This is a genomic window from Bradyrhizobium ganzhouense (assembly GCF_049949285.1).
Classification (GTDB): domain Bacteria; phylum Pseudomonadota; class Alphaproteobacteria; order Rhizobiales; family Xanthobacteraceae; genus Bradyrhizobium; species Bradyrhizobium ganzhouense.
The window spans coordinates 1,375,688-1,389,460 of sequence record NZ_CP181318.1 but is presented as its reverse complement, the minus strand read 5'-3'; the positions used below and the strand labels follow the sequence as shown (position 1 = coordinate 1,389,460).

Here is a 13,773-nt window from a genome sequence, read left to right as displayed (position 1 = left end):
GTCCTGAAGCGATAGGGGTTTTGCGATGAACGTCGGCTGAATGGCGGTTCGCTATTGCAACCACCGTGGCACAGGCAGGCCCTTCCCGCGCAGGAACTCCGGGTTGAACAATTTTGATTGATAGCGCTGTCCGCCGTCTGCAAGGATGGTCACGATGGTCTTGCCTGGACCAAGGTCGCGCGCAAGCCGCATGGCGCCGACGACATTGATAGCGCTCGAGCCACCCAGCACCAGTCCTTCGTGCTCGATCAGGTCGAACAGGACGGGCAAGGCTTCCTGGTCCGTGACCTGATAGGCCATGTCGATCGGTGCGCCTTCCAAATTCCTGGTCACACGGATTTGCCCGATCCCTTCCGTGATGGAGTCGCCTTCCGTCGTGAGTTCGCCTTTGGTGAACCAGTTGTAGAGGGCGGCGCCCATGGGATCGCTAAGCGCGATCTTGATGTCGGGGTTGCGCTCTTTCAGAGCGCGCGCGATCCCACCCAAGGTGCCGCCGCTGCCGACGGCACAGGTAAAGCCGTCGATCCGGCCCTCCGTTTGCGCCCATATCTCCGGACCCGTCGTGCGATAGTGCCCCTCTCGATTGGCGACGTTGTCGAACTGATTGGCCCAGAATGCGCCGAGCTCCTCGGCGAGCTGGCCGGAGTAGCGCGCGTAATGAGCGGGATTGGAATACGGCACGGCGGGCACCAGGCGCAGATCGGCGCCACAGAGCCGCAACATGTCCTTTTTCTCCTGACTTTGCGTCTCAGGCATCACGATCACGCTGCGATAGCCCCGCGCATTCGCCACCAGCGCGATGCCGATGCCGACATTGCCGGCGGTGCCTTCAACGATGATGCCGCCTGGCGCGAGCTTGCCGCGCCGCTCGGCATCGTTGATCATGGCCAGAGCCGCGCGATCCTTGATCGAACCGCCGGGGTTGAGAAATTCAGCCTTGCCATAGATCTCGCAGCCCGTGGCCTCTGACGGCCCTCGCAGCCTGATCAACGGCGTATTGCCGATAGAGTCGAGGAAACCCGCTCGGACATTGTTCATCGCCTGCCCCCTGATGTTTCTGCAACCTTAGGCGGACGAGTGGGCAATTCGCTTCTCTAGTTCGGTGGATGCATGAAAGATTTTGGATGTCCGGCGTGATTGAGCGGAAATTCTATTCTCAAGCCAAGTCAACGATGCCAAGGGTGGGCAAAGCGCAAGCGTGCCCACCACCTCACTCCGGACGCGAACATAGATGGTGGGCACGCTTCGCTTTGCCCACCCTACGAGATCTTCGTTTGCGGAGATTTCAGCGACTGGAAAACCTTCGCTCGCGGGCCTTGTAGAGATGGTCGCTGATCAGCTGCTTGAGCCTGGCCGGATCGCCGAATTCGAGCTGGACGGCGAACGGCACGATGCCATCGGGCACGCCGTCACGGCCACGCAGGCGCGCGAGATCCTTTTCCGTCGTCACCAATATGAGCTGCTCGCGCTGGGCGTCGGCCGCGAGCGCTAAGAGCTCGTCGCGCGAAAACATGTGGTGATCGGCGAAGGGACGCGTGCGTGCGACCTCGATGCCGCTGGCGCGCAGGCTGCGGAAGAAGCGCTCGGGATCGCCGATGCCGGCGAAGGCGAAAACCTGCTTGCCGAAGAGTTGCGCGACTGCGGCGGCGTCCGACTTCAGGCGCGCGCGCAGCACCGGCTTGCCGCGCGCGGAAATCTCCGATGCGACTTCGTCCGCGGCATGGCCGTCGCCGATCAGCACCAGCGCATCGGTGCGCGAAAGCTGCGCCTTCAGCGGCGCACGCAGCGGACCTGCCGGAAACACCTTGCCGTTGCCGAGGCCACGTTCGCTGTCGATCACGATCAGCGAGGCGTCCTTCAACAGAAGCGGGTTCTGGAAGCCGTCGTCCATCAGGATCACGGTGGCGCCCTGCGACTTCGCCAGCGCGACGCCGTCGAGGCGGTCGCGTGCGACGGCGACGGGGACGTCGCGTACCATCATCAGCGGCTCGTCGCCGATATCGGCGGCGGTATGACGTTCGCGATCGACCATCACCGGGCCGTGCGAGCGTCCGCCATAGCCGCGGCTGAGCACCACCGGTGTCTCGCCGAGCTCGCGCAGCAGCTTCGTCAGCGCCAGCACGGTCGGCGTCTTGCCGGCGCCGCCGACATGGTAATTGCCGACGCAGAGCACGGGGATGCCGGCGTCAAAGCCCTTGCGCGCCATGCGGCGCGCGGTGATGGCGCCATAGAGCGCACCCAATGGGCTCAGCAGATGCGACTTCGGGGAACGCGGCCGGTACCAGAAGGCCGGCTCACGCATTGGCGGCTCCCATCTCGATCCGCAACTGCATCAGATACGGCTCGAGCGCCGTCATGGTGCGATCGAGCGCGCCGCCGAGCTCCTCGACCACGCCGGAGCCAGCGCGATGCATCTTGTCGCGCACGGTCGGCTCGGCCAGCAACAAGCCGAGCTGCTTGACCAGGGCCTCCTGCGAGTCAGCCTGGCGCGCCCCGCCGCTTTCGTCGAGTGCCGCATAGACGTCGGCGAAATTGAACACGTGCGGACCATGGACGATCGCCGCGCCGAGCTTGATCGCCTCGATCGGATTCTGCCCGCCATGGCGGATCAGCGATCCACCCATGAAGACGATCGGCGACAGGCGGTAGAACAGGCCAAGCTCGCCCATGGTGTCGGCGACATAGATATCGGTCGTCGCCGTCGGCAGCTCCTCGCGCGAGCGCAACGCGGGCTTCAGCCCGGACGCCGTGATCAGGCCTGCGATCGACGAGCCGCGATCGGGATGCCGCGGCACGATCACGGTCAGAAGCTGCGGGAAGAAGCCGACGAGGTTGCGATGCGCGGCGACCAGCATCTCGTCCTCACCCGGATGGGTCGAGGCCGCGACGATGATCGGCCGCCCGCGCGTCATCGCCATCAGCCGTTCGAGCTTTGCGGGATCGGCGGGCGGCGCCGGAACGTCGAGCTTGAGATTGCCCGTGGTGACGACGTCGCGGCTGCCGAGCGCGGAGAAACGTTCGGCGTCCAGCTTCGACTGCGCCAGGCAGATGTCGAAACGCGACAGCAGCGCCGAGATGGTGCCGTGCATCCGGCGCCAGCGCGGGAAGGAGCGCGGCGACATTCGCCCGTTGATCAGCACCATCGGCACCCGGCGCGCCGCGCCCGCCAGAATCAGGTTCGGCCACAGGTCGGATTCGATGAACAGCGCCAGCGACGGCTTCCAATGGTCGAGGAAGCGCGCGACATAGCGCGGGGAATCATACGGCACGTATTGATGGATGACGTCGGGCGGGAAACGTTTTGCCACCACGGCGGCCGAGGTGACCGTGCCCGAGGTGAGCAGGATGCGCAAATTGAGATCGCGCAGCCGCTCGATCAGCGCGGCCGCGGCCAAAACCTCGCCGACGCTGGCGCCGTGGATCCAGACCAGCGGGCCGTGCGGCCGCACGTCCCGGCTCAGCCCCCGCCGTTCGCCGACGCGCTCGGGATCTTCCTTGCCCTGCTTCAGCCGCCGCTTGATCAGCGCAGGCGCGAGCGGCACCAGGCTAGTGGCCAGGCGCCGATACATCCGCAGCGTCATTGGCAGGGACTTGGGCAGCGCATGGGGCAGCGAGTTAGCCATCTGCAGGTCCCGGGCGGCCGAGCTGCGCATAGGCGCGGCGGGTGGCTTCGTTCAGCGTGTCTTCCAGCTCCTGCCGCAACGCTTCCATGGTCGCGGCATCGGCATCCGGCGGCACGTGGATTTCCTTGATGCCGACCAGGGCGCCCCGCCCGAACGGCAGGTTGATGGTGGTGCGATCCCAGTTCTTGAGCCGGATGAAGCGGCTGGTCGCCATCGCGAAAGGCATGATCGGCCGCCCCGATTCCCGTGCCAGCATGATGATGCCGAGGCCGGCCACGCGCGAGCGCTTGGGGACATCGGCGGTCAGCGCGACATTACAACCGTCCTGGAGCGTGTACACCATTTCCCTGAAGGCGCCGACGCCGCCCTTGCGGTGGAACGCGCCGCCGTGATCCCCGGACCCCCGGATGAGGCCGATGCCGAGCCGCTCGACGGCGATCGCATTGAACTCGCCGTCGCGATGCCGGGAGATCAGGACCTTGGCCCGATACGACTCCTTGGTCTTGATGAACGGGGTGAGGAAATGCTGGCCGTGCCAGAACGCGAAGATCGCCGGGATCTGCGGCTCGACGATGTCATAGACATCGGGCGGATCGAACGTGAATTTGTTGGTCCGCCAGACCAGACGCAGATATTCGGCCGCCAGGACCCCGACGGCACGCTGAAACCAGCTGCTTCGCAGCGTATTGCGAAGCAGTTTTTTCAACGCGCCTTCGTTTCTTGGGTAGGGTCGAGCAGCCGGTGAAGATGGACGATGAAATAGCGCATCTGCGCGTTGTCGACCGTGCTCTGCGCCTTGGCGCGCCAGGCGACGTGCGCGGATGCGTAGTTCGGATAGAGGCCGACGATCTCGACGTCGTCCAGGTTCTTGAAGGTGTTGTGCTCGAGATCGAGCAGCTCACCACCGATGACGAGATGAAGCAGTTGTTGCGGGGCACTATCAGACATGGGTTCTCCTAACGGGCTGCCCGGCAAAGCAGTGTTCGAAAAGCATAACGGACGCGCTCAGGCCAGGGGACGGTTTCGAAAATGCGCGACAATGCTCGCATGACGATCGCGTCCCGCTGCCACCAGCACCCCGTGCGTCACTTCCCGACGGTTGTAGAGGATGGGATCTCCGGAGAGGTCGCTCATCCTACCATCCGCTTCCTGCACGATCAAATCGGCCGCCGCAAGGTCCCAATCATGGCTGTTGCCCCCCGCAAAAGCCGCATCCAGCCCGCCATTGGCGACCCGGCAGAGCCGCAGCGCCAGCGAACCGATTCGCGGATGCAGCTTGATGTCGCCGCCGCTTGTATTGAGCCGCTCGACCATCGGCTTCGGGCCGGCGACCCGGGCGAAGTCGAGCGCGGTCCCTCCCGTCGCCCGGACCGGCTTGCCGTTGAGGATCGTGCCCTGGCCGCGGGCGGCGAAAAAGAACTCGTTGCTAACAGGCGCAAACACCGCGGCGAGCACGGGCGAGGCATCCTCGACCAGCGCGACGCTGACGCACCATTCGTCATGGCCGTTGAGATAGTTGCGGGTGCCGTCGATGGGATCGACCACCCAGGTCAGCCGCCGCGACAGCCGGCTGGCATCGTCGGCGCTCTCCTCCGACAGCCAGCCATAGTCCGGCGTGGCGCCGCGCAGGCGTGCTTCCAAAAGGTCGTTGACGGCGATGTCGGCTTCCGAGACCGGCGAAGACGCGCCCTTGATCCATTTCTTCAGCTCGGTCTTGAACATCGACTGCGCCAGCGCGCCCGCGTCTCGCACCGTGTCTTGCAGCAGCGCGGCGTCGCGCGTCAGGATGGTTTCGTTCGCGTCAACGTCCGCCAAGCGTCAAACCCTCGATGCGCACCGTCGGCGCATTGATGCCGTAGCGGAACTCGAGATTGTTGGCCGGCTGCATCGACTTGAAGATCTCGAACAGATGGCCCGCGATCGTCACCTCGCTGACGGGATAAGTGAGCTCGCCGTTCTCGATCCAGAACCCCGAGGCGCCGCGGCTGTAATCGCCGGTGACGCCGTTGACGCCCGAGCCGATCAGATCGGTGACGTAAAAGCCCTGCTTGATGTCGGCGATCAGCTCAGTGGGCGTCGGCGTGCCGGGCTCGAGATGCAGATTGTAAGGGCCGGGCGACGGCGAGGACGACACGCCGCGATGGGCGTGGCCGGTGGTGGTGAGGCCGAGCTCGCGCGCGGTGGCGCAATCGAGCAGCCAGGTCGTCAGGACGCCCTCGTCGATCAGCGCGATCCGCTTCACCGCAACGCCCTCGGCGTCGAACGTCTGCGAGCGCAGGCCGCGCTTGCGCAGGGGGTCGTCGATGATGCGGATGTTTTTCGCAAACAGCTGCTGGCCGAGCTTGTCCTTGAGGAAGCTGGTCTTGCGCGCGATCGAGGCGCCGTTGATGGCGCCGACGACATGGCCGACCAGCGAGCCCGCGACGCGCGGATCGAACACGACCGGCACCTTGCAGGTCTCGACCTTGCGCGGATTGTAGCGCGCCACGGTGCGCTCGCCGGCGGAGCGGCCGACCACTTCGGGCGACAACAGGTCCGCACCATGCGGCGCCGAGGTGAAGTCGTAGTCGCGCTCCATGCCGGTGCCTTCGCCGACGATCGCGGTCGCCGAGATGCCCTGGCTCGAGCGCAGGTATGAGCCGTGGAAGCCTGTCGAGGTGACAAGCACCATGCCGCCCATGCCGGCAGAGGCCGAGGCGCCGCCGGATTTCGACACGCCCTTCACGGCGAGTGCCGCAGCCTCGGCTTCGAGCGCGCGGCGCTCGAGCTCTGATGTCGCGGGCACGTCGGGATCGAGCAGATCGAGATCGGGGAAATCGCGCGCGAGCAGCGCGGGATCGGCGAGGCCGACATATTTGTCGTCGGGCGCCACGCGCGCCATCGCCACCGCGCGCTCGGCAAGCTTGGTGACGGCATCGCCGCTCGCGTCATTGGTTGAAACCACGGCCTGGCGCTGGCCGACCAGCACGCGCAAGCCGACATCGTCGCCCTCGGACCGCTCGGATTCCTCGACGCGGCCGTCGCGCACCTCGACGCCTTGCGAGATGCCGCGCACCGCGACCGCATCGGCCGCATCCGCGCCGGCGCGCTTCGCCGCCTCGACCAGACGCTGCGCGAGATCGGACAGCGCGGATTGATCGAACAGGTCGCGATTGGACTTTGAAGAGCCCTGGGGCGAAAGCGTCGAGCTTGGTGAAGAGTTCACAAACGAAATCCTGTTGGGGCGCGGGAGGTTTCCGGGCGATCAGGGGCCCTGAACACCAGATGTGCCCAAATGGTGCGGACTTCAAGCATTATCAGCCAGCAGAAGGCTCAGATTCGCGAGGTTCGCGCAACGTCTCGTCAATCATCCGCGCCAAGGTCTTGTCAATCATGGCGGGCGGTGACGCTGGATTAACCAGCCTTTTTAAGCTGTTTCGGAGCGGCCCGCGCTAAGGTCCTCGCATCGACCGGGAACATAATCCTGGCGGGGAGAACGAAAGCCGTGAGGCGTCAAACAGCAACATGCGGGGCCAACCCCGCCGGGTCGAGCCGCAGCTTGCGGCTCGACCCTCTTTCCCTTCCGGTCCGCTTCGATGCGCATGATCCGCGCGCCGACGGCTACACCAGGCAAATCGAGCTTCATCGCGAACGTGTCGTGCTGCGCCGTGCCGTCCGCGGCATGCAGATGGCGATCAACGTGCGCGTCAGCGACTTCACCGGCGTCGCGCTGCGCGGCAATGACGAGGCGCAGACCCTCGTGCTGGTGCATCGCGATCCCTCACTTTCCGTTCCGCTGCTGGTCAGTGCCGATGGCGACGATCTCGCCGAGGCCTGGGCGATCTGGAGCGAGATCTTCGCGCTGCCACAGCTCGACGAAGGCGCCCGCAAGCCCGCAGCCCGCCGTCGCCGCAGCAACGCGATCCGCGACCGCCGTCCGAAATTTTTGATGCGCCGCCGCACCGCCATGGCGCGCGCGCTGCCGATCCATCGCGAGGAACGCGAGATCATCGCAAGGAACTAAGCCGCGCGGATCACCGCATCGGTCAGCAATCCCGCAAACAGCAGCAGCCCAGCATCCCTGTTCGAATAGAACAGCCGCTTGCACAGCAAGGGATCGCTGATATCCAGCCGCATGATCTGCGACGCCAGATGCACGGCGAAGGCGGCAAGCCCGATCCAGGCCGGCCAGCGCGCATCGCCCGACGCCAGCGCGACACCGATCAGCATCACTGAAAGACCATAGAACAGGATCAGCGCCTGGTGCGTATGCACGCCGAACAGGCGCGCGGTGGACTTGATGCCGATCAGCGCATCGTCCTCGGCGTCCTGATGCGCATAGATGGTGTCATAGCCGATCACCCAGGAAATCGCGCCGGCGTAGAGCACCAGTGCGGTGACGTCGATACGTCCGAAGGTGACGGCGAAGCCCATCAGGGCGCCCCAGGAGAAGGCCAGCCCGAGCACGATCTGCGGCCACCAGGTGATGCGCTTCATGAAGGGATAGATCGCAACGATCAGAAGCGAGGCGATCCCGGTCAGAATCGCGAAGCGGTTGAACTGCAACAGCACCACGAGCCCGATCAGGGCCTGCGCGACCATGAAGGCGAGCGCCTGCTTGGTGGTCACCTGCCCCGACGGCAGCGGCCGCGAGCGGGTGCGCTCGACCTTGTCGTCGAGGTCGCGATCGGTGATGTCGTTCCAGGTGCAGCCGGCGCCGCGCATCACGAAAGCACCGATGAAGAACAGCACGATGACAAGCGGCAGGCGATGGACATCATGCGCCATGCCGCTCGCGAGCGCGGCCGACCACCAGCACGGCATCAGCAAAAGCCAGGAGCCGATCGGACGATCGAAGCGGGACAAGCGCAAATATGGCCGCGCCCATGGCGGCGCGAGCGTATCGACCCAGTTGCCGGTGGAATCGGCAACGCGGGCGGATGTGTCGCTCATCGGGTGAGGACGTTGCCGTTGAGCGTGTCGAAGGTGCTGCCGCCCTTCTTGCCGGCATTGGCTTCCGGCGCCGATCCCGAACCCACCACCTCGCTCAGCGACGGACCGGCCGGACCGCGCGGCTGGTTCTGCATCTGCTGCGCTACATTGCAGACCTTCGTTGCCATGGCCTCGGTGTTCTTGTGGCCGTCCTTCATCTGGGCGCCGACGTTCGGCGGGATTCCGCATTTGGCGGCGTGAGCCTCGATGTATTTGATCATCTTGGTCTCAGCCTGGCTGAAATTGCGGATCAGCTTGCACGCTTCGTCCGGCGGCGCGTGACGATCGCTCGCCGCCTTGATCAGCTTGCCGCGCTTCTCTGCGTCCTCGCGGAGCGGCATGAAGGCCTTCATGCAGTCCTCGCCGGGACCGCCTTGCGTCGGCGGAGCCGCGCTGAAAGCGCCGGAGCCACCGAGCGGTGCAGCACCGTTGACGGGGAAGGATGCTTGCGGCGCAGTCCCCATAGAGGCGACCGGCGCCGAGCCGTTCACGGGCGGAAATGCGGAATCGGGTGCAGCGGCCTGGTTCGGCAACGGAGCCGGGAACCCCTGGGCGTAGGCGCCAGCGGCACCCATGGTGACCATGACGGCAGTGATCGGAACCATCAAACGACGGATCATCAAGATAGTCTCTCCGGCAGGAGCTTACGGGGCTCGGCGTCTTCCCAATTGAAGCGCAACCAGCGTGTTCGCGATTTTACGATTCCCGCCAACGCTTAACAACCCGTCGAATAGGGCAAGAGCGCGGCGTGCCGACGCATCGATTCGGCAATATTTACCCCCGAAACGGCTGCTTTCGGTTAAGAACGGCGGCAAATCGGACTTTTGATCAATGCCCTCCCACGATTTTCGCGGCCCCCGCCTGTTCGTCGAGCCCACCCTGGCCCAGGATGCCAAGGTTCTGCTCGACCGCGACCAGAGCAACTACCTCGGCAATGTGCTGCGGCTTGCCGCCGGGGCCGAGGTTTTGGCCTTCAACGGCCGCGACGGCGAATGGCAGGCCGCGATCGAAGGCCGCAAGCGGCCCGACAACCTTGTCATCCTCCAGCAAGTCCGCCCCCAGGATCGGCTGCCCGACCTCGCTTACGTGTTCGCTCCGCTCAAGCATGCCCGGCTCGATTACACGGTCCAGAAGGCCGTGGAGATGGGCGCCGCCATCCTGCAACCAGTCCAGACCCGGTTCACCCAGGCCTCCCGCGTCAACACCGAGCGCATGCGCGCCAATGTCATCGAGGCCGCCGAACAATGCGGGATCCTGAGCCTCGCCACCGTGGCCGAACCCGCGCCGCTCGAGCGCTACCTCAGCCAGCGCCCCGCCGATCGCCTGCTGGTGTTCTGCGACGAGGCGGCCGAGGTCGAGGATCCCATCCAGAGCCTGCGACAAGCACGCGCGTCCGGGCACGGTATCGACGTCCTGATCGGCCCCGAGGGCGGCTTCGCCGAAGAGGAGCGGGCCTTGCTGCTGCGCCAGCCCAGGATCCTGCGGCTGGCGCTGGGCCCACGGATCCTGCGGGCTGACACGGCCGCAGTGGCGGCGCTGGCGCTGGTGCAGGCCGTGCTGGGCGATTGGGGCGGCACACGCGACTAGGTCGCGATATCCCGGCTAGAGCCTTTCCCGTTCCGATGGGATCGGAACGGGGCTCTAGATTCTTGTTTTGACGCGTTTTCTTGACGCGAACCGGTACCCACTTCGCTCGAAAACGCTCTAGCTGTGCTCCCGCACAGATCGATGCAGAGTCTCGGACGGCAGTTCGCCGAACGCCGCCCTGTAACTCGCCGCGAACTCGCTCAAATGCCAGAAGCCATGGGCAATGGCGCAGGCCTTCACGCTGCGCCGTCCCGGGCCGGTGCGCAGCTGCCGACGCACCGACCAGAGACGCAGGACCCGGCTATAGCGATGCGGGCTCATGCCGCAGATGGCCTGCGTCGCACTCTGGAGGGTCCGGACCGACACGCCCACCCGCTCGGCCATTTCGGTCGTCTTGAGCCAGATCGTCAGATCGTGCCGGATCAATCTTTCCATGTCGGCGACGATCCGCAGATAGCTCTCCGTCGTGGCGTGCACAGACCTGCTGTCCACGCTGGCCTGGATGGCGCCGTCGATCGCGCTGAGCAGGGATTGTTCGACAGCCGCTTGCGATGTCGGCTCGTTCAGAAAGTCCGGATCATTGGCGGCGGTTTCAAGCATTGTGGAGATCAGGCACTGCAAGGAGGCGAGGACGTCCGATGCCGGGCTCAGCAAATGATAGCCATCCAGTCGAGACCAGAGCTCGCACGCAGGCGGTGTGAAGTAGACGACACCGATCAGACGGCCGACCGGCTCATAGACCAGGCAATCGGAGCCGCCCTTCAGAATGACGATCGAACTGCCGATTGACTGCCCATTGATGCGGGTCGAGGTCACTTGATCCATCGGCACCACCACGGCGGCAGCATGCGCCAGCTGATAACCGCGAATGATCCGCGGGAAGGTCCTCACCAGCGAGAGGCTCAAGGTCGGCAGGCTGAGCCGCGCGCGCATGATCGCAGTCGTCCCGGCAGACAACGGCATGCTGGACGCACCGGCATATCTCTCACTGTCGCCGAAATGATCGATGTCATACGATTGGAGCTCGAGCGCCGATGATGGCTTGAGATCCTGGAACGACAACAGGCGCTCCGCAGCGCCTTTTTGGACTCCATCGCGAGCAATGTTGAGATGGCTTTGATCCATGTCCTGCCGCTTACTTCGCCTTCTTCGCCGCCACGACGACCTTGGCGGCACTCAGATCATCCGGTCCGTTGATGCCGGCGCGCTTGAGATCGCGGAGCAGCTTCGTCAGCAGCAGCATGTTGGTCTTCTGTAGCTCGTGGTTATTGCCAAACTTGAATGCGTTCTGCTCGGTCACGATCAGCCCGGCCTCGGTCTCAGCGAGAATCTTCCGCCTCTTCAATCCCGCCACGCGACGGCGAACCGTCTCCAGCGGCAGACTGAGGAAGCGAGAGAGTGCCGCTCGTGACACGCCCTGCTTTATCGTATCCGGCTCGACCGCGTGAATGCTGGAAAACCTCTCGTCCAGCAACGGATCGTTCATCACATGGATGACGTTCGCATTGAGAATCGCGTGAACGATCAGAAGGTCCATCGGATCGAATTCATCGTAGTTCCGGAACATCTCGCTGATCGAAAACAGCATATAGGCCAGCGTGTGTCGCGAGACCGTCCGGATGATATCAGAAGCATTGCGCATGAATCGGAAACCAATATCCATCTTGTAAACGAAGGCAGCAGCAAGCGTATCATCCTGCATACCCAAATTGAGTATGTGACAACGGCCAAGTGTCCTCAACCTCTCATTGTGATGTCAGGGCGGGGTTGCAGGCGCGGCGCGGCGCGAATGCAGGACAATTTGGCGGCTGACGATGAGGCGGACCTTCGGCATGTCGGCCAGATCGACGGCCGCCGAAACTTTCATGCAGATCCGCCGTATCTGATTGTTTCGGCGATGCCGGCTCCAATCAGCCGGCGGTCGCGCAGGACGACATGGCCATGGACGACAATGAATCGGACAGGCTGCGACGCGAGGAATTGTGGCTGATCAGATCATTCCTCAGCATAACGGACCCAAGCAAAAGGCAGAGAGTTCTGAAACTGGCAGAGCAGCTCGCGGATGACGCTGCATCTGAACCAGCGGGACTTGCCTTCGCCTCGACCGAGGCATCATCAGCGGAAACGCCCAGAGACGTCCCAGGACGAACTGAGTGAGAGCGAAGCCACTCTGTCGCTGCCGGCAGCGCTCGAGCTTCGCTGGAAACGTAAGTATTATATTACCTATCATTAGCCATTGCCCGGGCTGACGATGCAGTCGGCGTCAGATCCAGGCCCGATGGTCCGGACGGCTCCAAAGTCGTTAAGCGATTGATCCTTTGGAGGTCGAAACCGTTTTCCGGCCATGCTAAGGGCTGCGCCAATTCCTGTGCCTGCCTGTTGGCACCCCTTTGGCCTCCCCTTGCCTGCCCGGTTCCGCCGGGACGATGGATCCCTGTTATGACCGCGACTGCCACCTCAAATGCTGCCGGCTCCGCCGCCTGGGCGGATACGCTGCTGTTGTCGTTTGCGCAGGCCGGCTACGTCAGGGCCGAGCCCGCCATCCTGCAACCGGCCGAGCCGTTCCTCGACCTGTCCGGCGAGGACATCCGCAAAAGCCTCTATCTGACGACGGACCTGTCCGGCGCAGAGCTCTGCCTGCGCCCCGACCTGACGATCCCGGTGGCGCGCGACTATCTCGCCTCCAGCCGCGCCGGCCAGCCGGCAGGGTTCAGCTATCTGGGTCCCGTGTTCCGTTACCGCAGCGGACAGGCCAGTGAGTTCCTCCAGGCCGGGCTCGAATCGTTCGGCCGCCAGGATCGGGCTGCCGCGGATGCCGAGACGCTGGCGCTGGCGCTGGAGGCGACCGCCGCTTTCGGCGTGCGCGACGTCGAGATCCGCACCGGCGACGTGGCGCTGTTCAACGCATTGCTCGACGCGCTCGACCTTTATCCGGTCTGGCGCCGCCGCCTGGTCAAGGACTTCCATCGCAAGATCAGCCTGGAGCAGGATCTGGAAGGGCTGGCCCGCACGACCGCAACCACGCGCAGCGAATATGAGGGCGTGCTGGCCGCGCTCGCGGGCTCCGATCGCAAGGCGGCGCTGGCCTTCGTCACCGATCTGATGTCGATCGCCGGCACCACCAATGTCGGTGGCCGCACCACGGCCGAGATTGCCGACCGCTTCCTCGAGCAGTCGACGCTGAAGGGCGGCGCGCTGCCGCGCGAGGCGGTCAACGTGCTGAAGCGCTTCCTGTCGATCTCAGGCAATCCGGACGATGCAATTGCCGAGCTGCGCGCGCTGACCGCTGACGCGAAGCTCGACCTTGCCGGCGCAATCGACCAGTTCGAGAGCCGGATCGGCTTCATGGCGGCGCGCGGCATCGACGTGAAGACCACGCGCTTCTCGACTGCGTTCGGGCGCGGCCTCGATTACTACACCGGCTTCGAATTCGAGCTACACCACAGGGGCAACGGCGCCGAGCCGCTGGTTGCCGGGGGCCGCTATGATGGACTGATGACCCAGCTCGGATCGCCGGCGCCGATCCCGGCCGTCGGCTTCTCGGTCTGGGTGGACGCGCTGACCAGGATCGGCCGCAAGGTGGGAGCTTAAG

14 protein-coding genes are annotated in these 13,773 nt (G+C 64.6%); 3 read left to right on the top strand and 11 right to left on the bottom strand.

What is annotated here, in order from left to right:
• Positions 1-51: 51 nt before the first annotated feature.
• The 7 genes from ACLFLU_RS06505 to ACLFLU_RS06475 all read right to left on the bottom strand — a co-directional run bounded on the left by ACLFLU_RS06505 (position 52) and on the right by ACLFLU_RS06475 (position 6,828).
• Complete coding sequence (locus tag ACLFLU_RS06505; protein ID WP_426411490.1) at positions 52-1,038, bottom strand: cysteine synthase A; 987 nt, start codon at positions 1,036-1,038, stop codon at positions 52-54.
• 247 nt (positions 1,039-1,285) lie between these two features.
• Positions 1,286-2,302, bottom strand: coding sequence for a tetraacyldisaccharide 4'-kinase (gene lpxK / locus ACLFLU_RS06500; protein WP_426411489.1), 1,017 nt, complete (start codon positions 2,300-2,302; stop codon positions 1,286-1,288).
• A complete protein-coding gene (locus ACLFLU_RS06495; protein ID WP_426411488.1) occupies positions 2,295-3,653 on the bottom strand; it encodes a 3-deoxy-D-manno-octulosonic acid transferase in 1,359 nt (452 codons plus the stop codon). The genes lpxK and ACLFLU_RS06495 overlap by 8 nt, the downstream gene beginning before the upstream one ends.
• Positions 3,616-4,329 (bottom strand): lysophospholipid acyltransferase family protein, encoded by a 714-nt coding sequence (locus ACLFLU_RS06490; protein ID WP_254195659.1) that lies wholly within the window; start codon positions 4,327-4,329, stop codon positions 3,616-3,618. The genes ACLFLU_RS06495 and ACLFLU_RS06490 overlap by 38 nt, the downstream gene beginning before the upstream one ends.
• Entirely contained in the window at positions 4,326-4,571 is a 246-nt protein-coding gene (locus ACLFLU_RS06485) for a DUF4170 domain-containing protein (protein WP_426411487.1), read from the bottom strand. The genes ACLFLU_RS06490 and ACLFLU_RS06485 overlap by 4 nt, the downstream gene beginning before the upstream one ends.
• 57 nt (positions 4,572-4,628) lie before the next feature.
• Complete coding sequence (locus tag ACLFLU_RS06480; protein ID WP_426411486.1) at positions 4,629-5,438, bottom strand: 3'(2'),5'-bisphosphate nucleotidase CysQ; 810 nt, start codon at positions 5,436-5,438, stop codon at positions 4,629-4,631.
• Entirely contained in the window at positions 5,425-6,828 is a 1,404-nt protein-coding gene (locus ACLFLU_RS06475) for a TldD/PmbA family protein (protein WP_426411485.1), read from the bottom strand. The genes ACLFLU_RS06480 and ACLFLU_RS06475 overlap by 14 nt, the downstream gene beginning before the upstream one ends.
• A 279-nt stretch (positions 6,829-7,107) precedes the next feature.
• On the opposite strand from ACLFLU_RS06475, the gene ACLFLU_RS06470 reads away from it, so the two are divergent.
• A complete protein-coding gene (locus ACLFLU_RS06470) occupies positions 7,108-7,626 on the top strand; it encodes a DUF6101 family protein (RefSeq protein WP_426411484.1) in 519 nt (172 codons plus the stop codon).
• Here the strand turns inward: ACLFLU_RS06470 and ubiA are convergent.
• Positions 7,623-8,555 carry a 4-hydroxybenzoate octaprenyltransferase gene (gene ubiA, locus ACLFLU_RS06465; protein ID WP_426411483.1) on the bottom strand — a complete coding sequence of 311 codons (933 nt, stop codon included), beginning with the start codon at positions 8,553-8,555 and terminating at the stop codon, positions 7,623-7,625. The genes ACLFLU_RS06470 and ubiA overlap by 4 nt on opposite strands.
• The gene (locus ACLFLU_RS06460; protein ID WP_426411482.1) at positions 8,552-9,214 is read right to left on the bottom strand and encodes a hypothetical protein; all 663 of its coding nucleotides are present in this window, start codon (positions 9,212-9,214) and stop codon (positions 8,552-8,554) included. The genes ubiA and ACLFLU_RS06460 overlap by 4 nt, the downstream gene beginning before the upstream one ends.
• Positions 9,215-9,425: 211 nt before the next feature.
• Here ACLFLU_RS06460 and ACLFLU_RS06455 point away from each other — a divergent pair, with 211 nt between their 5' ends.
• Entirely contained in the window at positions 9,426-10,181 is a 756-nt protein-coding gene (locus tag ACLFLU_RS06455) for a 16S rRNA (uracil(1498)-N(3))-methyltransferase (protein ID WP_426411481.1), read from the top strand.
• Between the two features lie 117 nt (positions 10,182-10,298).
• On the opposite strand, the gene ACLFLU_RS06450 is transcribed toward ACLFLU_RS06455, so the two are convergent.
• Together ACLFLU_RS06450 and ACLFLU_RS06445 are read right to left on the bottom strand one after the other, a co-directional pair.
• Positions 10,299-11,243 carry a helix-turn-helix domain-containing protein gene (locus ACLFLU_RS06450; protein WP_426411480.1) on the bottom strand — a complete coding sequence of 315 codons (945 nt, stop codon included), beginning with the start codon at positions 11,241-11,243 and terminating at the stop codon, positions 10,299-10,301.
• 73 nt (positions 11,244-11,316) lie between these two features.
• A complete protein-coding gene (locus ACLFLU_RS06445; protein WP_426411479.1) occupies positions 11,317-11,922 on the bottom strand; it encodes a hypothetical protein in 606 nt (201 codons plus the stop codon).
• 698 nt (positions 11,923-12,620) lie between these two features.
• Between ACLFLU_RS06445 and ACLFLU_RS06440 the strand changes: the two genes are divergently transcribed.
• Positions 12,621-13,772 (top strand): ATP phosphoribosyltransferase regulatory subunit, encoded by a 1,152-nt coding sequence (locus tag ACLFLU_RS06440; protein WP_426411478.1) that lies wholly within the window; start codon positions 12,621-12,623, stop codon positions 13,770-13,772.
• The last annotated feature ends 1 nt before the right edge of the window (position 13,773 follow it).

What these genes read in the sequence shown, in the direction of transcription:
- ACLFLU_RS06505 (WP_426411490.1), bottom strand. Translation starts at nt 1,038, where the DNA reads ATGAACAATGTCCGAGCGGGTTTCCTCGACTCTATCGGCAATACGCCG.
- lpxK (WP_426411489.1), bottom strand. Translation starts at nt 2,302, where the DNA reads ATGCGTGAGCCGGCCTTCTGGTACCGGCCGCGTTCCCCGAAGTCGCAT.
- ACLFLU_RS06495 (WP_426411488.1), bottom strand. Translation starts at nt 3,653, where the DNA reads ATGCGCAGCTCGGCCGCCCGGGACCTGCAGATGGCTAACTCGCTGCCC.
- ACLFLU_RS06485 (WP_426411487.1), bottom strand. Translation starts at nt 4,571, where the DNA reads ATGTCTGATAGTGCCCCGCAACAACTGCTTCATCTCGTCATCGGTGGT.
- ubiA (WP_426411483.1), bottom strand. Translation starts at nt 8,555, where the DNA reads ATGAGCGACACATCCGCCCGCGTTGCCGATTCCACCGGCAACTGGGTC.
- ACLFLU_RS06460 (WP_426411482.1), bottom strand. Translation starts at nt 9,214, where the DNA reads ATGATCCGTCGTTTGATGGTTCCGATCACTGCCGTCATGGTCACCATG.
- ACLFLU_RS06455 (WP_426411481.1), top strand. Translation starts at nt 9,426, where the DNA reads ATGCCCTCCCACGATTTTCGCGGCCCCCGCCTGTTCGTCGAGCCCACC.
- ACLFLU_RS06440 (WP_426411478.1), top strand. Translation starts at nt 12,621, where the DNA reads ATGACCGCGACTGCCACCTCAAATGCTGCCGGCTCCGCCGCCTGGGCG.